General features: G+C 34.6%; 17 protein-coding genes. All 17 read right to left on the reverse strand.

The window, feature by feature from the left end:
• Nucleotides 1–609: 609 nt before the first annotated feature.
• The 17 genes from D7D81_RS18440 to D7D81_RS18520 all read right to left on the reverse strand — a co-directional run bounded on the left by D7D81_RS18440 (nucleotide 610) and on the right by D7D81_RS18520 (nucleotide 22,042).
• Nucleotides 610–2,973 (reverse strand): glycoside hydrolase family 31 protein, encoded by a 2,364-nt coding sequence (locus D7D81_RS18440; RefSeq protein ID WP_125991473.1) that lies wholly within the window; start codon nucleotides 2,971–2,973, stop codon nucleotides 610–612.
• A 6-nt stretch (nucleotides 2,974–2,979) separates the two neighbouring features.
• Nucleotides 2,980–5,298, reverse strand: a complete 2,319-nt coding sequence (locus D7D81_RS18445; protein ID WP_125991475.1) for a glycoside hydrolase family 65 protein — start codon at nucleotides 5,296–5,298, stop codon at nucleotides 2,980–2,982.
• A 34-nt stretch (nucleotides 5,299–5,332) separates the two neighbouring features.
• Nucleotides 5,333–6,148: a carbohydrate ABC transporter permease gene (locus D7D81_RS18450; protein WP_125991477.1), complete on the reverse strand. Its 816-nt coding sequence runs from the start codon at nucleotides 6,146–6,148 to the stop codon at nucleotides 5,333–5,335.
• Nucleotides 6,148–7,011 (reverse strand): carbohydrate ABC transporter permease, encoded by an 864-nt coding sequence (locus D7D81_RS18455; protein WP_125991479.1) that lies wholly within the window; start codon nucleotides 7,009–7,011, stop codon nucleotides 6,148–6,150. Before D7D81_RS18455 ends, D7D81_RS18450 begins: the two co-directional genes overlap by 1 nt.
• Before the next feature lie 83 nt (nucleotides 7,012–7,094).
• Entirely contained in the window at nucleotides 7,095–8,360 is a 1,266-nt protein-coding gene (locus D7D81_RS18460) for an ABC transporter substrate-binding protein (RefSeq protein ID WP_125991481.1), read from the reverse strand.
• Between the two features lie 182 nt (nucleotides 8,361–8,542).
• Entirely contained in the window at nucleotides 8,543–9,556 is a 1,014-nt protein-coding gene (locus tag D7D81_RS18465) for a LacI family DNA-binding transcriptional regulator (protein ID WP_125991483.1), read from the reverse strand.
• 240 nt (nucleotides 9,557–9,796) lie between these two features.
• A complete protein-coding gene (locus tag D7D81_RS18470; protein ID WP_125991485.1) occupies nucleotides 9,797–11,761 on the reverse strand; it encodes a methyl-accepting chemotaxis protein in 1,965 nt (654 codons plus the stop codon).
• 110 nt (nucleotides 11,762–11,871) lie between these two features.
• On the reverse strand, nucleotides 11,872–12,498 hold the full coding sequence (locus tag D7D81_RS18475) for a helix-turn-helix domain-containing protein (RefSeq protein ID WP_125991487.1): 627 nt from the start codon (nucleotides 12,496–12,498) through the stop codon (nucleotides 11,872–11,874).
• Nucleotides 12,499–12,778: 280 nt separating this feature from the next.
• On the reverse strand, nucleotides 12,779–13,570 hold the full coding sequence (locus tag D7D81_RS18480) for a nitroreductase family protein (RefSeq protein ID WP_125991489.1): 792 nt from the start codon (nucleotides 13,568–13,570) through the stop codon (nucleotides 12,779–12,781).
• A 38-nt stretch (nucleotides 13,571–13,608) separates the two neighbouring features.
• Nucleotides 13,609–13,863 carry a TfoX/Sxy family DNA transformation protein gene (locus D7D81_RS18485; RefSeq protein WP_125991491.1) on the reverse strand — a complete coding sequence of 85 codons (255 nt, stop codon included), beginning with the start codon at nucleotides 13,861–13,863 and terminating at the stop codon, nucleotides 13,609–13,611.
• 375 nt (nucleotides 13,864–14,238) lie between these two features.
• Entirely contained in the window at nucleotides 14,239–14,385 is a 147-nt protein-coding gene (locus D7D81_RS18490; protein ID WP_205739288.1) for a FeoB-associated Cys-rich membrane protein, read from the reverse strand.
• Nucleotides 14,386–14,437: 52 nt separating this feature from the next.
• On the reverse strand, nucleotides 14,438–16,477 hold the full coding sequence (gene feoB / locus D7D81_RS18495) for a ferrous iron transport protein B (protein WP_125991495.1): 2,040 nt from the start codon (nucleotides 16,475–16,477) through the stop codon (nucleotides 14,438–14,440).
• Between the two features lie 63 nt (nucleotides 16,478–16,540).
• Nucleotides 16,541–16,777 (reverse strand): FeoA family protein, encoded by a 237-nt coding sequence (locus tag D7D81_RS18500; protein ID WP_125991497.1) that lies wholly within the window; start codon nucleotides 16,775–16,777, stop codon nucleotides 16,541–16,543.
• On the reverse strand, nucleotides 16,778–17,020 hold the full coding sequence (locus D7D81_RS18505) for a FeoA family protein (RefSeq protein WP_125991499.1): 243 nt from the start codon (nucleotides 17,018–17,020) through the stop codon (nucleotides 16,778–16,780).
• A gap of 399 nt (nucleotides 17,021–17,419) precedes the next feature.
• Nucleotides 17,420–18,400 (reverse strand): ketoacyl-ACP synthase III, encoded by a 981-nt coding sequence (locus D7D81_RS18510; RefSeq protein WP_125991501.1) that lies wholly within the window; start codon nucleotides 18,398–18,400, stop codon nucleotides 17,420–17,422.
• A 152-nt stretch (nucleotides 18,401–18,552) separates the two neighbouring features.
• A complete protein-coding gene (locus D7D81_RS18515; RefSeq protein WP_164522349.1) occupies nucleotides 18,553–20,190 on the reverse strand; it encodes a response regulator transcription factor in 1,638 nt (545 codons plus the stop codon).
• Nucleotides 20,191–20,203: 13 nt separating this feature from the next.
• Complete coding sequence (locus D7D81_RS18520) at nucleotides 20,204–22,042, reverse strand: cache domain-containing sensor histidine kinase (RefSeq protein WP_125991505.1); 1,839 nt, start codon at nucleotides 22,040–22,042, stop codon at nucleotides 20,204–20,206.
• Between the last annotated feature and the right edge of the window lie 93 nt (nucleotides 22,043–22,135).

Consider the following 22,135-nt stretch of genomic DNA (forward strand, 5'->3'; position numbering starts at 1 on the left):
CCATCTACTTTGCAAACAACATTTTAAATATTTCAGACATTAAAAAACAGTTTCCCCGGGAAAAGAAAACCGCTATTTTTTATAATATATTTACCTTAAGCAATATTATGTAGTTTTTCACGTATTATTTTAAAACCTTCCCAGGCTTCCTGTTTTCTTGAAGGATCCCTGAGCAGGGCTGAAGGATGGTAAGTAGCTGTCAAATAATAACCTTAACATTCTGTACTCATATAATTGTATATCCATTGTTCATAAATACGATTATGTGTTTTTAACTTGCCATCCTCACTTGATGATATATATACCCTTACTAAGCTCCACTTTAATTTAGTGTTGGCAAGTATCATCTTTATCTATCATATTAGACCATATATATTTATAATATTAAAATACCTTCTTTTGAGTCATTTAGTTTAAATAAGCGCCACTTCTGCAAGAAAGCGGTCAGGAATCAGCATAATCCTATTAGAAAAAAATTCCTCCTTTACTGATTGGAATATTATTAACCAGAAAAGGAGGAATTATTATTTATTAATCTTGTTTATATCGACCTGACTTTGTTTAACACGGTATATAGGAAGCTATTCCCAGGAAAAAGCAGTAACAATATTAGCCGCCAGTTCCAGAAATTTTTATCTCCTTTGCATCAGGACCAACTACCAGTACAAACCTATCTTCATCATTCTGAAAAAAATGGGACTGTCCATCAACAAGCACCTCTTCTGCCTGGTAATTATTGATCATAAAAGTAAATTTTTTATACCCGTTATATTTATAATGTATCTTCTTGATACTGATAGTCAAATCCTGCTTGCAGGCTATAGCAAATTGATATAAATTATACTCTCCTTTTTGATAATTAAAGCTCTCTCCATCATCCTGATAGTGAAGATAGTTAAAATCACCAGGGTAGAGGTCTAAGATTAACTCCTGATTCATTTTATTATCAAGATAAGCTCCTACTTTATAATTAGGTATCAAACTACCTTCTTTAATAAAGATAGGACAGGTATCAAGAGGGGTTTTTTTCAGGATATATCTCCCCCCTTCAATAATCTCTTTTGTCCAGTAATCAACCCATTTGCCAGAAGGTAAATAAACAGCCCTGGCCAGTTGACCCTGCTGGACTACAGGGGCTACTAAAATATTTTCACCAACAAGGAATTGATCATTTAATTCATAAGTATTTTCATCATCCTGATAGTGTAAAACCAGTGGTCTAATAATAGGTAAACCTATTTTTTGCTCCTGCCAGAATAAATCATATAAATATGGGATCAGTCTATACCTTAATTTTACATACTTCCTGTATATTCTTTCTGTTTCTAAGTCAAAACACCAGGGCTCCTGGTCTCTGGTGTAAGCAGCAGAGTGGTTTCTGAAGAGTGGTGTGAAAGCCCCTACCTGTACCCAGCGTGATAATAGTTCTCCTGAACAGTCAAAGCTAAATCCACCAAGATCTGCACCACAGAAAGCCATACCACTTAAACCTAGATTCATAAGCATAGGCAGTGACATGCGCAGGTGTTCCCAGAAACTCTGATTATCACCGGTCCAGACGGTAGAGTACTTCTGTGTGCCAGCATAAGCTGCCCGGGTAATGACAAACGGCCTTTTACCTGTATACTTCTTAATCCCTTCAGCTGAAGCCCTGACCATTAAATGACCATATACATTATGGATCTCCTGATGGTCTGTCTGATGTCCCTCATTTTCAAACTGAAGGTCAGCAGGTAGAGGACCGTCAAAACTGGCGGGTTCATTCATATCATTCCAGATACCTGCTACCCCGGTTTCAAGCAGAGTATTTTGCTTATCAGCCCACCACTTTCTTACCTCTTCACTGGAAAAATCCGGATAAAGGCTCTCCCCAGGCCACACCCTATTCACATAGGGAATACCGTCTTTATCCCGTGCAAAATAGCCGTTAGATAGACCTTCATCATAAACTAAATAACCATTATCTTTTTTTATTCCAGGGTCGACAATAGTTACTACTTTAAAACCCTGTTTTTTTAAATCACTGATCAGTTTTTCAAAGTTTGGGAATTTTTCCTGATCCCAGGTGAAAACACGGTAGCCATCCATATAATCTATATCTAGATAAATTGCATCACAGGGAATGTCTTTTTCCCTTAACTTATCAGCAACTTCCCTGACCCTGTTCTCAGAATCATAACTATAACGAGACTGATGATAACCAAGTGTCCATAACTGAGGCAGTGGTGTCCTCCCGGTTAAATAGGTATATTTCTCTACAACTTCTTTAATAGATGGTCCATATATAAAATAATAATTCAAGTTTCCATTATCAACACCATAGTAAAGGTATTGACTACTCTCTTTACCCAGGTCGAAATACGACCTATAAGTATTATCAAAAAACAAACCATAGGCCAGACCATCTTTAAGGATAATGACAAAGGGTATTGATTTATAAAGGCTTTCAAAACTTTCTACATGAGGGCTGGGGTCATCAGTATTCCACATTTGATAGCGATAACCCTTTTTATTTAAAGGACCTGTCTGTTCACCCAGACCGTAGAAATACTCTTCACCTGTCATTTCTTTTAGGACCTCTATTCTGTTTTTTATATTCCCCTTGATAATCTGATGACCTTCTTCTGCTATGATATCCCCTTTACCACGCCGGATAAAAGGCTTACGTTCTCCCCGATAATCCTTAGAAATAATTTTATCATCTTTATTATAGATATCTACTTTGAACTGATCATGTATGACTACTTTCAGCTGTTCTGTTTTAAGAATAATTCCCACATCTTCAGTTACTTCAAAAGATATATTATCTCCTTTTATCTCTTCAACAGCCCGGGAAAACCGCCGCTGATTACTTATGGGAGCAAAGAAGTTTACTATCGATGGAGAGATAAATTCTACTTCTCCTGAATGTTGTTCATAATTAATGATAACTTTATTTTTTTTCTTTTGATAATCCTGTATCTGCCCAAACATATACTATCACCCCTGTTTATAATCTTTAATCTTTAACTGGCCATCTCCTGCTAAGTGATATTCTTTATCATAGACCTTAATCTCTATATCATTTTTACTCTCATTTTGAATAGTTAGACCCTCTAACCCAACCATTATATTTACTAATGCTCCTCTATAGTTTATTTTAAAACTATAAGAAGACCATTTTTCTGGTAGAAAGGGATTAAGTATTAAAGTATTATCTCTGACCCTGAGTCCGCCAAAACCCTGCACTATAGCCAGCCAAGTCCCAGCCATACTTGTAATATGACAGCCATCTTCAGTATCATTATTATAATTATCCAGGTCAAGTCTTGAAGTCCGTAGATACATCTCATAAGCCTTCTGGTAATCCCCGATTTTGGCCGCCAGGACTGCGTGAACAGATGGGGACAAGGAAGATTCATGGACAGTCCTTGCTTCATAGAAACGGAAGTTCCTCCTGATAGTTTCAAGGTCATATTTATCTTCCAGGAAATATAAACCCTGGAGTACATCCGCCTGTTTAAGAAAACAGGAGCGGAGTATTCTATCCCAGGACCAGTGCTGGTTAAGGGGTAGATCTCCCCTGTCCAGCTCACTAAGCAAAAGCTGTTCTTTATCCAGATAATTGTCCTGCTGCAGGAAAATACCCTCTTCTTCATCAATAGGGTAATACATCTTATTAATAATATCATGCCACTTATTAATCTCTTCTGGTTTAAAAGATACCTTTTCTTTTATTTTTGCTAAACTTTCAGGGTATTCCTGTTCAAGATAGTCCATGACCTCCAGGGTATATTCCAGAGTCCAGACTGCTATCCGATTAGTATACCAATTATTATTCACGTTATTTTCATATTCATTAGGACCTGTTACCCCCAGAATAACATATTTATTCTTCTTCTCTGAATAATTAACCCTCTGGGCCCAGAAACGTGCTATGGCTATTAATACCTCTAGTCCATAATCAGCCAGATAGGAATAGTCCCCGGTATAATTAACATAATTATAGATGGCATAGGCTATAGCCCCATTGCGGTGTATCTCCTCAAAGGTTATCTCCCATTCATTATGACTCTCTTCCCCATTCATAGTTACCATGGGGTAAAGGGCAGCACCACCGGAGAACCCAAGCCTGGCTGCATTTTCCTGGGCTTTCTCCAGATGCCGATAACGATACAATAGTAGATTTTTAGCAACAGACTGGTCTGCTGTACTCAGATAAAAAGGTAGACAGAAGCCTTCTGTGTCCCAGTATGTACTCCCCCCATATTTTTCACCTGTAAATCCTTTGGGACCAATATTAAGCCTCTCATCTTCACCAGTGTAAGTCTGATTTAACTGAAAAATATTAAACCTTATCCCCTGCTGGGCAGCAGTATCACCCTCAATCTTGATATCACTTTTCTGCCATATTTCTCCCCAGGCTGCTGACTGCTCTGCCAGTAAATTATCAAAACCCAGTTCAGCTGCCTTCCGGGATTGACAGCTGGTCTCATCAATAAGTTCACCTACCTGGTAATACCGTGAAGATGTACTGGCTATATATTTAAATAAAGTCACTTCATCATTTTGCTGAATATCCAGGAAATATTTATTTGCTATGTATTTTTCATTCTTTATTTTATCAAGGTCAGGCCTCAACTCTTGACCATTTTTTCTTATTTGACAATCCATAGCTGTACAGATGTGAAAATCCAATTTTTTTGTCTTTAACAGCAAATAACCCCTACCGTCATTGACATCGCCAGCTACCTGATCCCAAAATTTTTCACCATAATTGGCATCCTGGTTTATTACATCACCATCTAAATAAGGGGTTATCTCCAGTTTTCCCTCAAAATTTAAAACCTTAACTGAATAACGGATTGCAGCTATCTCCGGTCTGGCCATACTAATAAAACGGCAGGCATTTACTTTAAGACGGTTTCCATTACTAAATTCCGCTATAAACTCTCTGCTTAAATATCCCTCTTTCATATTGAGGATTCTTTGAAATTTCTCTACCCTACATTTAGCCAGATCCAAAACCTGACCATCTACCTTAATATCTATACCTAGCCAGTTAGTAGAATTTAAGACCTTAGCAAAATATTCAGGATAACCAATTTTCCACCAGCCGACAACCGTTTTATCAGGGTAATAGACACCTGCCATATAATTGCCCTGTAGGGTCTCCCCACTGTATTCTTCTTCAAAATTAGCCCGCTGACCCATATAACCATTCCCCAGACTAAAGATACTCTCTGATAAAAGCTGATTTTCTGAATCAAATCCTGGTTCAATTATTTTCCAGGGATGATGTTCCAGATACTGTTTCATAAACTATCCCTCCGTCTATATTATTCGTTACGTCTTATTTAATACTCCCTTCAGTAAAACTTTTAATAATATGTTTCTGAGAGAAGAAATAGAAAACTATTACCGGTATTATTGCTAATACTAAACCGGCCATTGCCAGATTCCACTGTTTAGTATACTCACCAAAAAAGAAGAATATCCTCAATGGTATAGTATGAGTGTCCTCACGGTTAATAACCAGTGAAGGCAACAGGTAATCATTCCAGATCCAGGTAGAGTTCAAAATAGCGACTGTAACTGAGATGGGTTTCAGGATCGGAAGAATAATATACCAGTATGTCTGCCAGTAATTACAGCCATCTATAATAGCTGCCTCATCAAGGGACTTAGGAACACTCTTTACAAAACCATGGTAAAGGAAAATAGATAAACTTGAACCAAAACCTAAATACATAAAAATAAGTCCAGGTATATTAAGAAAGTTTAGTTTTCCCATTATCCTGATCAAAGGGAGCATTACTGATTGAAACGGAATAAGCATAGCAGCAATGAAAAGAAAAAATATAAAATTACTTAATTTGGTTTTTGTCCTCTCCAACATCCAACCGGCCATGGAAGAAAAAATTATAATCAGGGCAATACTTGCTACTGTTATGATTAATGAATTAGCAAACACCCTTAAAAAATCCAGTCTCTGCCAGGCCAAAATATAATTATCAATATTAAATGAATCAGGCAGACCCAAAGTATCCAGAAACAACTGCCTCTTTGTTTTAAAAGAATTAACCAGCATAATATAAAAGGGTGACAGATAAAGACCTGCAGCCAGTAGACCTATCACTATTAGCATAACTTTCCTGCCCTTTTTCATTACATTTCCACCTCACCTTTTTTAGAAATATAAACCTGGCTCAGGGTAAAAATACCAACAATAATTAAAAATATAACAGCTTTGGCCTGTGCTTCTCCAAATTTCATAAATGAAAAGGCTGTGTTATATATATTCATAGCCAGCATCTCACTTGACCTGGCAGGTGCACCTCCGGTCAGAGACAGATTCTGGTCATATAATTTAAAGGAATTAGAGAGTGTTAAGAAAAGGCTGATCGTAAAAGCAGGTCTAACCAGTGGTAACATTATACTTTTAACCCTCTGCCAGGTGTTAGCACCATCTATCTGGGCAGCCTCTAGTAATTCTTTGGGAATACCCTGAATTGCTGCTATATAAATAACCATAACATATCCTGATAGCTGCCAGGTCATTAAAATAAGCAGTCCCCAGAATGAAGTTTTCGTTGTGGACAGCCAGCCCATTAACCACATCTGTCCGGTATACTCTCCTAAAGAAGCAAAGGCATTAATAAAGATGAACTGCCAGATAAATCCAAGTATTAAACCACCTATTAGATTCGGCATAAAGAAAATTGTCCTCAGCAAATTACTCATTTTCAAACCCCGGGTCACTAGTAAAGCCAGTGAAAAACCAGTAACATTAATCAAAATCACGGAAACAATAGTAAACTTGGTAGTAAAAATAAAGGAATTTACAAAATGCTTATCACTAAATAACTCAAGGTAATTACTAATACCAACATAAGTAAGATCAGCATTAATGCCATTCCAATCTGTAAAGGAATAATATATTCCAAAAATTAGTGGTATTATTACAACTATTATAAAAGCCAGTAAACAAGGTCCAACAAAAGCCCAGAATGTCAGCTTATTCTTCTTCATTTTTTATCCCCCCTCTTATTTTATAATATGAGAGCCACTGTAAAAACAATGACTCTCATAGTTAATATATTTATTCCTTCTAATTACTTCCTGACATCTGACCATTCTTCTTTACAGTTCTCTTCCAGTTCATTCCAGCTTATATCTCCAGCTAGATAGGCCTGGAGGTTGGCCCCAAGAATCTGTTCTCCCCAGCCAGATGGATAACCCATAAAAACCCAAGACATTGTCTTTTCTGCTTCTGAATACTCTAGAATATCCTCTGCCAGGGGATCAGAAGGCTTTAATCCCTCATAACCACTGAGTGCCGGGATAAATTTGAACTCATTGATAATCATTTCCTTGCCTTTATCAGAAGTATAAAGCCAGTTTAAGAAATCCTTGGCTGCTTCTTTTTCAGCGGCCTTTCTATTTTTGTTAACAGCCCAGTACATTGGAACACCAACAGGAATACTATCTTCAACAACTCCCTTTAAAGGAAGGGGCAATATACCTATATTTCCTGCAAGTTCTTCATCCATACTGGCTATACTAGCATATACCCAATTCCCCTGTTGAATTACTGCTACCTGTCCCAAAGAAAATAATTCATCCACCTGGGTAGAGTAGTCGACAGCATTTAAAGAAGCCTTTGTTCCAGCCGGTTTATAGCCATAATCCGCCTGTAAATCAACAAGTAGTTTTAACTCTTCACCATATGTAAACTCTACTTCATCTGCCTTATAAGCCGTCAGAACATCTCCAAACTCCTGGCTAAAGGCTACATTCGAAAGGTGTAAACCAGTAACCCATTTCTCCTTAGCAGGAAAAGCAATAGGAGCCTTTAATCCCAATTTACCTTTCTGGTCCTCCAGTTTATCAAGCGCTGCTACCAGGGCATCATAACTGGTGATTACTTCAGGGTCAATACCTGCTTCCTGGAAAATGGTTTTATTATAAATAAAACCATAACCCTCCTGATTAAAGGGCAAGCCATAAATCTTGCCATCAACTGTTACACCATCCAGCACACCCCTATAAGCCAGATCAACCCAGGGCTCACTTGATAAGTCTTCCAAATAATCCATCCAATCATCAATATCCTGAGGACCACCTACATTAAAAATTACCGGTTCATTACCAGAAGCAAACCTGGATCTTAAGGCAGCACCATAATCATCACCACCACCAACTGTCTGAATATTTAATCTCACATCCGGGTTCTTTTCCATATACAACTCAGCAGCCTTTTCCAGTATATCTTTTGTTTCAACCTTAAACTGAAAAATATCCACCTCTACCGCCGAAACAAGTATAGAAAGAGAAAATACAAAAACCAATGACATAACCAATAAATACTTAGTCTTCAATTTAAATCATCCCCCTTTAATTTGATTTTATTATTAAGGATTTCTCCTCATTACCAAAAATTTTATCAAAAGTTTATTTTATATATGTAAAAAAAGCAGACAAATTATACTTTGGTTATTGCAATCGTTTGCACAATTATATATATTGTACCTTCAGCCTTATCGACATTATAATCATTTGATTATTGGAGAGTTTCCCTAATAACTAATTCTGTTGGTAATATAATTTCCTCTCCCTGATAATCCTCATTATTCAAGATATTTATTAACATTTCAGCCGCTTCTTTACCCATCTTATTAATCGGAACTTTAACTGTTGTTAACGCCGGCCTCAAATAAGAAATCATTGGGTCATCATTAAAACCAACTATACCTATATCCCGGGGAACCTTAAATCCATAATCCTGAACAGCACGCAGAGCCCCTAGGGCTATCATATCATCAAAGGCAAGTATAGCATCAAATGGTTCCCTGTTTGACTCCAGAAATTCTAAAGTACCCTGATAACCATCTTCATATGTAAAGTCATCTATATAGATTATCCGCTGATTTTTATGGGCATGTTCAGCCAATGCCTTTTGATACCCCAGGGCCCTATCCTGGCTAAAGATATATTCCCTGGGACCAGAAAGAGCAATTATATTTTGATAGTCTTTTTTTAACAGATAGTTTACCGTATTATAGACAGCCTTTATATTATCATTATTTACAATGGGAATCCCCTGGTATTCGGGACTCCTTCCGATAAGTACAAAGGGAAATTCTGCCTCAAGCAATTGATTGATTAGTTCATCATTACTCCGGGAAGCCATCAAAATCACACCATCAACCCGGCGGTTTCTAATTAATTTGATGGTTTCTTCCTGTTCTTCGTGATAATCACCAGTAGAAGATAATATTAAATTATAGTGTTTTTTTTGAGTAACAACTGCAATCCCTTGAATTATCTCTGAGAAAAAAGGATTAGCAAAGGCTTCCTGGGTAGGTCTGGCCATCACCAGACCAATGGTATTTGTTTTCTTAGTAACCAGACTCCTGGCAATTGCATTCTGGTGATAACCCAGCTCTTTCATGGTTTTACGGACAAGTTTCTTAGTTTTTTTACTTATACGCTGACTATCACTTATAACCCTTGATACAGTAGATGGAGAAACACCAGCCACTCTCGCTACATCTTTGATAGTAACATTTTTCATCTAGACCACTCCCAGTATGACAACCTTATGCAATCGTTTGAATATATAATAACATAATTTTTTTAAACATGCAATGTAATCTGGATAAATCTTAAACTTTTTTAAAAAAACATCTATTAAATTAACAATACTATCATCTAAGAACCTGAAATATAGCAACTGCTATGACTACTGCAGTTGCTATACCAATAAAATAATATTTTAAAACCATACCTTATTAATATTTTATAGTACACATATTTATACATTAAATCTTTCAATTTTTGCAGCTAATTTTTCTGCAATTTCACTCAATCTTTCTGCACTAGCTGCTATTTCTTCAGTTGCAGCGGTTTGCTCTTCACTGGAAGCTGCTACTTCCTGGGCATTACTTGCGGACTCCTGACTAACAGCTGCTGCTTCAGCAATTGAAGTCTCCACCCCATCACTATTTTTTGCCATTATCGCTGTTTTATTTGATATTCCTTTAATTTGTTTAGCCAAATATTCCACTGAATCATTTATTTTATCAAAGATACGACCGGTACCTTCTATAGAATCTACATTTTCATCAACTGCCTGCTCTGTCTGTTCCATCATTTCAACTGCTGAACCAACTTCTTGCTGAACATTTTTTATCAGAGCAGCAATTTTTTCTGTTGCCTTTGAAGATTCTTCTGCTAATTCCCTGATTTCATCTGCAACAACAGTAAATCCCCTACCAGCTTCTCCAGCACGGGCAGCCTCTATAGCAGCATTCAAAGCTAGCAAATTAGTCTGGGCCGAAATTCCATTAATTAACTCTACAATTTTTTCAATTTCAATAGACATATCCCCTAAATGATTAACATTACTGGCAACTTTAGTAACTACTACATTTACATTATTAGCTTTTCCAACAGCCTCACTTACAGATTGATTACCAGTATGGATATTTTCTATAACATTTCTTGCCCTTTCATTCATACCATCTGTAATCACATTTATCTCATCAATCTGTTCATTTAAATGACCAACATTGCTTCTACTTTCTTCGATTTGAGCAGACTGTTCTTCTGAACCAGAAGCAACGTTCTGTATTGCCACACTTACCTGTCCGGCTGTTTTTCCAATCTGTTCTGACGAATTAGACAGATCTTCACTAGAAGAAACCAAATCCCCTGAAATTTCGGAAATTTCCCCTACCATATCAGATAATTCATCTTTCATTTGATTAAGATTAGTAATCAGCCTACCTATCTCATCCCTGGTATTATGTTTAAGGGAAGGAATATTTAAATTCCCCTCTGTAATCTCCTGAGAAAAATTAATTGCTTTATATATAGGTGATGTCATATAACGGGCAGTAAAATATGCTAAAAATATACTTATCAATAATATAATTAAAATTGTTATTATACCTTCTTTCAGAGCAGTATTAACCTGAGAAAAGGCTTCCTTTACTGGCAGTTGTACAATTACTCCCCATCCAGTAGTATCAATAGGCTGGTAAGCGGCTAATTTTGTCTCGCCCTCATAAATATATTCCATATTACCACTTTTACCGACCATTACTTCCCTAACTATTTCTAGTTTAGAAAGGTCTTCCATATTATTAACCATTTTTCTATCAGGGTGAGCGATAACTCGGCCATTTTTATCTATGATAAAGGCATATCCACTCTGACCAACAGTAGTATTAGCTGACAAGTTATTTAGCAATTCAAGGTCCAGGGTAGCTGCAATTAAACCCTGGACTATACCATCGTTTTTTATTGGTATCATAATGTCTAGGGCTGGTAAATGTGTCTTGTCATTCAGCATTACCTGAGTAAAAACTACTTTTCCCTGTAAGGCCTCCCGTACATATTTATTATCTCCCCTATCACTAAGTCTTCCAGATGTCACAAATAATTCTTTTCCATTAATATCTATGATCTGAATATTACTTATGTAATTATTATATTCTACAGTCTTTTCTAACAGGTTTGTTGTTTTATCAAGCTGAAAAGTCTTAAGTAAGCTCATCTCACTTAATATTTTTAATTCTTCCTGTGAAAAGCCGATAATCTTATCTATTTCCCGACTTAAATTATCTGCTAAAGCCTGGTTTGCATCATACGCCAGTTTTCTTCCATTACTAATAGTGCCCCTAAGATTAATATACCCATATACACCCATTGTGCAAATAGTTAAAAGTGTAATTGCTATTACCATTTTAAATTTTAAACTATGCCAGAAACGCATTAAAATCTCCTCCTTCTATTATTACCTTTAATAATTGAAAAATGATTTTTCATATAATGACTCCTAACCAGCATTTTCCCTCTTTTACTTTAGACTGTAGAGAATATAATTTAGTAAAGATAATTTATAAATTTTTTTGGATCAACATTTATGGCTTTAGCAATTAATTTAAGTGACGTTATTGTTGGATTCACCTCATCTCTTTCTAACGAACTTATATATGATTGTGATAAAGTAGATTTTCTTGCCAGTTCAGACTGGGATATATCCATAACTTGTCTTAAACTTTTAATTTTCTCGCCTATATTATCAAAACAGCTTTTGCTTTTATTTAAACAATAATCGAACCGCTCTTCCTTTATTGCAGTAAACTGTTCCAGGATATCTGTAATATCTATCGCCATTGAATCAATTCCATTTATGGTACCATCAACATCAAAAATTGGATCAAGGATGAATTTATAAGTTGCTATTTTACTATCGATTGAAAATGTTACAAATTTTACCTGCTGTTCGCCTGTTTCCAGGGTTTTTTTATAGGCCTTATATAATCTAATGGTACTATCATTTTCTGTTACATCTAATATACTATTTCCAATCAATAATAAATCATGAAAGTCTGGATGCAGATTATAAAAAAACTGATACTTTAAGTCTTTATCAAGCCGTGCAAAAAAAATGGGTTTGTCTTTCAGTACAGAATTTAATAATCTTAATCTACGCCATTCTTTTGTCATTCATTTTCGTCCTTTCACCTTAATTATTTTATTCTTCTTATCATTTTAATTTCCCTTTAATTATTGATATGCTGGTGCTTTATTAAGGTATTACCACTATAGTGGTAAAATTAAAATAACAACTTTTTTAAAACCTTTTAAGAAAACAATACATAAATAAACAAAAAAAGAGACCTCGCAATGACAATTTAATGGGAAAAAGTGAGGTCCCTTTGGAAAAAATCTATTTTCATAATATTTAAAAGCAAGATGGTTTTCACCATATATTATAGTAAACAAGTTATTTTTTTACATATACTGCGATATCTGGTTTGTTTAGATAATTCCAGCCACCTTGTATGTTATTAATTAAAGCAGCTATTTCAATATGTAACATGGCAATACCGCAATCCAATCTTTTACTTTCAATGTCACTTAATTTATCCAGGGTAATTTTTATTTCTTTAGCATCCTCACTGACAATAAAACGCCACGGCTGCCTATTTACAGCAGAAGGGGCAAGTCTTGCCAGACAGACCGCATCCTTAATCCAGATTGGCCACTGCTGATTATAATCTGGACACAATTCTTCTAAAGGTTTCCTTTGATGACTACCTGCTATTTTTTTCATTAATTTCTCAATAATACTCTTCTTATTGCTACTATAACCGACAGGAGTAATTGCCACTACTTTCTCTGAAAAACCAATAGAGAGCTGGTCTTCAACAAGTTTAGGTTTAAATGTACCACCAATCCAACAACTAGCTAATCCTAATGATGTTGCTTCTAAAATACACATCTCTCCAAGGTACCCAATTTTCTCATAACAGTGTCTATCATTTTTATCTACTATAAAAGCAATATATGACCTAACCCCTTGTATAAATCCATATGAAGCAATGATAGATTGAATAACTTTACTACCTCCATCATCAATAAATTCTGCACGAACACCATTTGCTTCAGTATTAGCTTGAGCAATAAATTTAAGCAATCTTTCCTTTATATTCCCTACCAAAGGCTGCTGATTATATGTTCTAATAGAGTGTCTTATTTTAACAGCATCCCTCCATCGCTGAACAGGAAAATCCATGTAACAACCTCCCTTATGGTCTCCTAGTTAAAAATATACTATTTTATAGAATCATAGAACTCTCTTAATGCTAATTTATCCTCTTCAGATAAACCATGCCATCTAATACCCTTTTTAGCCCCTTCTAATGCACAGAGTGTATTAAAACACAGGTCAGACTCTTTACTTCTTAATTTCATAAATATATCTTCACTTTCATACTGTTTAAATTCCTCTATTGAGGTAATCCCTACTTTTGCAAGCCTTGTCGATAATTTTCTTCCGATATTAGGCAAATTGATTAAATCACTCATAAATTATTCTCCTTTCTAATAATATTTCCCCCCCGAGTTAAAAAAACTAAAATAACAAAAACATTACCACAGATAATTTCTGCATCAAGCGAATATTCCCTTTATTTGAATTAAACTTTTTCTAATTTAAGTATGTGTTCGAAAAGGTATAAATAGGGGATTATATATCCCTGAACGAAGTTAAGGTGTTACCGTTGAGTGAAGGGATATATAATCCCCGGTGGTATATACTGATACTTTTCGAACAGACTCTTTAACATTGTTATAGTTATTCAAAAATTGAAATTTTTTATCTAAAGTAAAATAGAATTCCCCTCAATAACAAAATTATTGAGGGGAACTTTTGATTCAGATATATATCACTTAAATGTAAGGTTAATCTATATCAATATTCATCTCTTTCATTGAACAATTCATATCACAACCATCACAACTACAGTTTCCTTTACTCTGTTTGCAGATGCTTTTCCAGAGATACCAGATACTAAAAACAACAATCCCAACTACTATCAATATATCCATTATATATCACCTTCTTTTTTGGTAACAAAATTATTTAAATCCTCAATAATACTTAATATAAGAAACTACCCAATTGATAAATTATAAAAGCTATTATCCAAGCTATCACAAAGGTATATACTGCTGAAAATATTGTCCATTTCCAGGAATTTGTTTCTCTCTTGATAGCACCTAAGGTAGCTACACAAGGGGTATATAATAATGTAAGTACCATCAAAGAATACGCAGATAAGGCAGTAAAGTTTTGAGCAATAGCAGTACTAAGACCTGATTCACCAACACTATATACAACCCCCAAAGTACCAATAACAACCTCTTTAGCTAAAATACCGAATATCAAAGCAGCAGTTGACTGCCAGTTACCCAGTCCTAATGGGGCAAATAATGGTGATAAGAAACTACCTATTTTACCTATAAAACTGTGTTGGCTGGCATATTCGACACCTAAAGGGAGACTTGATAATAGCCAGATTAAAACAACTACACTAAAAATCAAGGTCCCAGCCTTTTTAATAAAGAGACGGCCGCGTTCCCACATATGAATAATAGTACCTTTTAATGAAGGCATTCTATATTGAGGCAGTTCCAATACAAAAGGGGAAACAGCTCCCTTAAACAAAAAGCTTTTAAATAATTTAGCCATTACTATAGCTACTAGAATCCCTAGGACATATAGAGAAAAAATAACATTACCCTCATTACCAGGGAAAAACACTCCAGCAAAGACTACATAAACAGGTAAACGGGCAGAACAGGACATAAAACTATTCACCAGTATAGTAATCATACGATCACTTTTATTCTCTAATGTTCGTGTAGCCATTACCCCAGGCACATTACAACCAAAACCAATTAATAGCGGTATAAATGACTTGCCATGTAAACCAAAACTACTCATTAATCTATCCATAACATAGGCTGCTCTGGCTAAATACCCACTATCTTCCAGGATAGATATACAGAGAAAAAGCAGAAAGATATTTGGTATAAAGACCAGCACAGAACCAACACCACCAATGATTCCGTCAACAATTAGTGAAACCAGGAAATCTGAAGCATTTACAGCCAGTAATAGATTGGAGGCCAGTGTCCCTAGAAAAGCAAAAAACTCTTCAATCCAGCCTATCATTGGATCACCCAGGGCAAAGGTTATTTTAAAAACCGACCACATAGCCAGCAGAAAAATGGGAATACCCAGATAGCGGTTAGTTACTATCCCATCAATCTTATCAGAGAAGGAAACCTTTTCTTCAACAGACTTGGATTTCTTGACAGTCTTCTCAATTAATTCATTAATAAAACCATATCTCATATCTGCAATAATTGTGTCACTTTCTTCTCCTGTTTTACTCTCTATTCGTTGGATACAATTTTTTATTTCTTCTAACTGCCTTGCACTAAGCTTATGTTCAACATCTTCCAGAATATGTTCATCCTGTTCCAATATTTTCAGGGCTAACCATCTAATATTATATTTGACTTTTAGTTCATTATTCATAACTACAATCTCAGAAATATTCTTTATTTCTTCTTCGAGTTCATTACCATAATTAATCTCTAATGGTGTTTTATCTCTACCGGCAATGTTAACAGCAGTAGAGACTAACTGTGTAACACCTTCACCTTTAGAAGCAGATGTCTTAACAACAGGTATACCTAAAATACTGGATAATTTATCAATATCAATCTTCTGCTGTCGTTTTTCGACTTGATCATACATATTTAAAGCCAGTACAGTATTAGCCCCCATCTCAAGTAACTGTAATGTTAAATATAGATTTCTTTGCAGATTAGTAGTATCAACTATATTTACTGTGACATCAGGGCTGTGGTATAACAAAAAATCCTTAGCAACAACCTCGTCTTCTGAATAAGCCCCCAGGCTATATGTGCCAGGTAGATCAACCACATTTACCAAATTATCTTTATATTTTAATGTTCCCTCTTTTCTTTCAACAGTAACACCAGGCCAATTCCCCACATGTTGCCTGGCACCTGTCAACTGATTAAACATACTTGTTTTACCAGAATTAGGATTACCGGCCAGAGCAATTACTATATTATTTTCTGGATAACTTGACTTCAACTCCATTTGAAAAATCACACTCCTCTTTTAGTCCTTCCTAAAGTGAAAATAAAAAATAATCAAAAAAAGCTAGTTTAGTTCTTCAACCATTATTTTTTGTGCCATACCAAAACCTAAAGCTACTTTGCTTTCACCAAGCATTACAATAATTGGACCATTATCATTTTTTAATAATTTCAAATTAACACTTTTAACAAAACCCATATCAGTCAGTCGTTTTCTAAGTTTATAGCCACCTATAATATCTTTAATAACAGCATTCTTACCTGGGGTAACAAAAGCTAATGGTACTTGACTCCCGTTCATTTACTCAACCTCCACATAAATCTCATCGGCTTCTTTTTTTCTTAAACTTAGGTTATAACCCTTGATATCAACTTTAATCGGGTCTCCCATTGGTGCTTTTCCTTTTACTTTTACTTGAGCACCTTGTACCAGACCCATATCTAGAAACCTTCTTTTCAAACTCCCTTTAGCTGTAATCCGGACAATCATTCCTTTTTTACCAACTGCCAATTCTTTTAATGAGACCATATTATTTGTTTGCATACTTCCTTTCCCCCCTGCCCTTCAATAATTTTTACAGCTGTCAAATACCTGCATTGATTAAAAACTTAAAAATTCAATATATATTGATAATCATTTTCAATTAAAATTATAAGGTCTTAGACACACCTAAGTCAAACACAGTATTTTATCTAATTCAGCTATTTAGCTTGATTTAATTAGATTATATTGATTATACTCAAATTCTTAGACATTTTATTTTTAACCTGTTTAAATACAAAAAATAATATATATGACTATCCAAATAAAGGCTATAATGGCTATTAAGAAAAAACAGGGCCATTACAGGCCCATTTTCATGTTTTCAAGTTCATCACTCTTTAATTAAATATCATGGATTTAAACAAGGGAATAAATCTATCAATGATATATAATATAACACTACCATTCTATTATCATTCCCCCGTGAGATAACCCACCACCAAATCCATATAACAGCATTTTATCTCCCGGCTTAATCTCAACTTCATTTAAAGCCTTCCAGATAGCAAGTGGAATTGAAGCTGAAGAGGTATTACCGTAAAATTCATTGCTAATTAAGGTTTTTTCAATGGGGAAGTTCATTCGTTTACAGAGCGCTTCTATCATACGCAAATTAGCACTATGAGGTACAAACCAGTCAATATCTTTCAATACCAGACCACTTTTTTCCAGGAGTTTAGAAATTCCTACTGGGATATTTTTAAGGACATATTCATATAAAAGTCTTCCTTCTTGCTGAAATAATTTTTCTTTATCCATTTTTTGACCGTTTACCCTCTGTGACAGATTACTACAGGTAGCATAGTGAGCTAGCTTCCCATCTGATGTAAAATATGATGCCAGAAAACTCTCTTTTTCCTCTTTCCCTTCTACCAGAACAGCTACTGCGGCATCACCAAAAAGAATACATGTATTTCGGTCTGTATAATCTACAACTTTAGAGAGGGCTTCAGCAGCAATGACTAAGACTTTTTTACTGTGTTTAGCCATTATTAGAGAATCAGCTACACATAATCCATAAATAAATCCTGTACACGCTGAATTTAAATCCATAGTCCCAGCTGATTCCATATTAAAATAACCCTGAGTCAATGCAGCTACCGATGGAGTTAAGTGATCAGGTGTAAAAGTGGTTACAATAACCATATCAACATCGTTAATTTTAACATTATTACTCTCTATTAAATTTTCCACAGCTTTTATGGCCAGATTACTTGCAAACTCACTTTCTGCAGCAATTCTTCTTTCCTTGATACCAGTACGCCTAACTATCCATTCGTCATTTGTATCTACCATTTTCTCAAGATCATGATTTGTCAATTTTTTATTTGGTAAGTATGCACCTATACCAGTTATCTTTGCATTGAATTTGTTATTCATATTTACCTCCATAAAATATTAGTACCAGATATTAATATCTGGTACTAATATTTTATCACTATTCACTGATAAATTCAATCTTCAAATAAACCGCTTTGTCCTATCTTATCCTTAAATCAAAATTAAATACAATTTTTTATGTGATACCTAAGTTAATTTTTACTGTCCCTGATAGATTCTTCATATTCTACTGGTGTCATACCCTGAATACTCTTAAAGACCTTAAAGAAATAATTATAATTATTGAACCCAACCTCAGGCACAATCTCCTTAATCTGACAATTAGTACTGGCAATTAAGGACTTGGCTTCTCTAATTCGTACATAATTAAGATACTGGATAAAACCCTGACCAGAGTCTTTTTTAAACTTCCTGCTTAAATATGAGCTATTTACCCCAATCCTATCAGCCACAATACTCAAATTAATATCCTCCTTATAGTGCTGATCGACATATGACATCGCCTCACCTGTTATCCCACTATAGTTTTGGGCATTATATTTCCCCTGTAAGTAGTCCAGAAAATCAGTATAAATATCTATGATCCATTCTTTTAATTCCTGAAAGGTATCATATTTATATAACTGTTCATAGGGATTATCCCCATACTTATAGAATCTAGAGAGTTCTATTGAATATTCTTTAGCAACCTTATTAACAATATTTATAAAAGAAATAATAGTTAATTTCACTGAATTTATACTGGGTTGGGATTCCATTATTTGATCAAAGATATCTCTTATCAGGGAAATCATCTCTTTTTTATCCATCCTCTTTATTGAATCCAGCAGTTCCTTTTCTTCCTTTATACCCAGAAAATTAACATTACTCTTTACTTTATTGGCAGAGGTATAGTAAAAAATCTTATCTTTTCCATAATAAAATTTTTTCTTGAGTAATTGCTCAGCCCTAGTATAGTATTGATTTATCCTGTTAATATGACTGCAAATATCTGCAATAGCAAAGCAGGCTGTTAGATTAAAGTTTTGCTTGATAGTAGTCCTTAATCTATTAACCGTAGTTGTTACCTGATTGAAGATACCCTGTTCACTACTTTTATTTTTAAACGAAAATAAAATAACAAACTTTCCGTCCTCTAGAAAAGAAAGCACAGCTAACGCCATATCTTTAAGTATTTCATTGGCCATACTGCTAAATGATTTTTTTAAATCACTAAGCTCACTATCCAGATATTTCTCTTTAAGAAAATCATAATTGTCTATCTGGACAGCAACTACTACTATTTTTTCGAAATAAAGTTTAATACCTAACGAGATAAGCTCTTTTCTGGCCTGTTTTTCACTTTCTACCCCTTCTTTCACCAGCTTATTTATTGCATTTTCAACAAGGGTATGTCTACCTGTCTTTAGCTGCCTTTCCAACATTTCCTTTTCCCTGTTTGACTGTTCTTCTTTAATTATAGCCTCTTTTATTGATTTGAGAGTGGTCAATAATGAATCCGGGGTTAAATTATGTTTTAAGATATAATCAAGTGCCCCCAGCTTTAAACTCTGTTTTACATACATAAAATCATCATAACCACTAATAGCCAGCACTTTTATATCAGGATAATAGCTTCTTATATATTTTATTAGCTCTATACCATCTTTTCCTGGCATAGACATATCTGTTATTACCAGGTCTATTTCCTTATTATCAATAATTTCAACTGCTTCATTTCCGTTTTTTGCCACATCATAAAGTAAAAAATCATGTTCTGCCCAGGATATCATATTCTTTAAATGACTGTAATCAAAAATATCATCCTCAACAATCAAGGTCTTAATCATTTTATCCCCCATCCTAAGTGCTTACCGGCAAAGTAATCACTACAGTAGTAAAATAATCCTCAAAACTATCAATTTCAATTCCATATTCATCTCCGAAGTACAGCTTTATCCTTTCTTGAACATTATTAATACCAATACCAGAGAAATGCCCTTTATGTGAGTCATCCCCACTTAATACCTGATATATAGTCTCTTTAGACATACCTACACCATCATCTGTAATCGTAAATAGCATTTTATTATTATATATTATCCCTTTAACCTCAATTATCCCCGAACCTTTCTTTGGTCCTATACCATGTATTATCGAATTTTCCAGTACTGGTTGTAATAAAAACTTAGGGAGTTTTTTATCCAGCAGTTCCTCATCAATATCAAAATTAACTTCAAATTTGTTATAAAGCCTATACTGCTGGATATTAATATAGTTTTTTAAGTAGTCTATTTCCTTACGAACTGTGATAAAACCTTCTTCTTGATCCATACTAAGGTGTAGTAATTCTATCAAAGAGCTTAATAAAGATGCCAGATTATCTGCTTTCTGCATATTAGCAAGCACCCGGGCTGTATTTAAAATATTAGATAAAAAATGTGGATTAATTTGAGCCTGTAATGCCTTAAATTCAGCGTCCCTTTTCTGCTTTTCTTTGGACTTAATATCCTGCAGGAGATTTTGAATCTCTTTTACCATAACATCAAAATTACCGGCCACCTCTGCAATTTCATCCTGATTACTATCTTCAATACTAACTGTTAAGTTTCCTTTTTTGACTTCATCCATAGCCCTTATTAATCGCCGTAAAGGGTTTGATATACTATCTGTAAAAAGAATAGACAATAGTGCTGCTAGAGTAAAACAGACCAGTCCTAAAATTATAATCTTCCTACCGATTCTCCCTGATTCTACGTTTAAATATTTATATGGGATAGTACTTACCACATACCAGGGAGCATGTTTAATTGGAGAGTAAGCTATTAAATATCTACTGCCGTCTATTGGTATATTAAAGGTATTGTCTTCATGGTTTTCTTCATTTCTTTTAATATTCTCAACAAGCCCTACTGACTTATATGATTCATTAATTGGGATAGTAGGACTCCTACTGGAGACTACTTTACCACTTGAATCCACAACAAAAATCTCTGCCCCATCACCAATATCTATATTACTATATATCTTAGAAAAAAAACTTTCATTAGTTCTAATCATGATAACACCAATTATATCACTCTGATAAAGGCTTTTAATCGCCCTTCCTACAATTATACCATAGGGGTCTTCAACAACCCTATTTACCATGTGTTTTTCATCTCTACTATCTATACCCCGCCAGACAGGTGCACCATTCTTATCCCTTATTTCACTTAAATATTCTATCAAATAATCATCTTTAAACTTCAATTTAAAACCTGTATCACCATAGGCCAGGATCTGTTTATTATCATTGGTATAAATTAAAACATCGGAAACATCATGCAAAAAAGAAAATTTCTTGACCAGGGTATTGTTTATATTATATTCAGCATTATGCATCTCCCATTCAGTCATCTTATTATAATTTAGTAAAACATCCTGTACCCTATCTGAAAAACCTATCTCAATAGTATCGTACTCCAGTCTATCTAATTCAACCATAATATTTCTGGAGACCTGATTTACTACCTGAGTAGAATAGGTATTTATCTTATTATAAATAGCCTCACTTGATTCCTGATATGAAAATATACTGGTAACTAACATCGGTAAGAGTGATAGGAGCAAAAATAAAATTATCAAACGGTAGTGTATTTTTATTCCTCTAATTTTATTGTAGAAAACCTCTAAAAACCTTTTAAAAAACGCAAGTTTCATATATATGCCCCATTTATAATATTTTATATTAAATTATACCATAAAATCCTAAAAAACAGCTACAAAAGAGTAATAATATATAATTAAAGTTAA

It is taken from the genome of Halocella sp. SP3-1 (genome assembly GCF_003953885.1).
Classification (GTDB): Bacteria; Bacillota; Halanaerobiia; order Halanaerobiales; family DTU029; genus Iocasia; species Iocasia fonsfrigidae.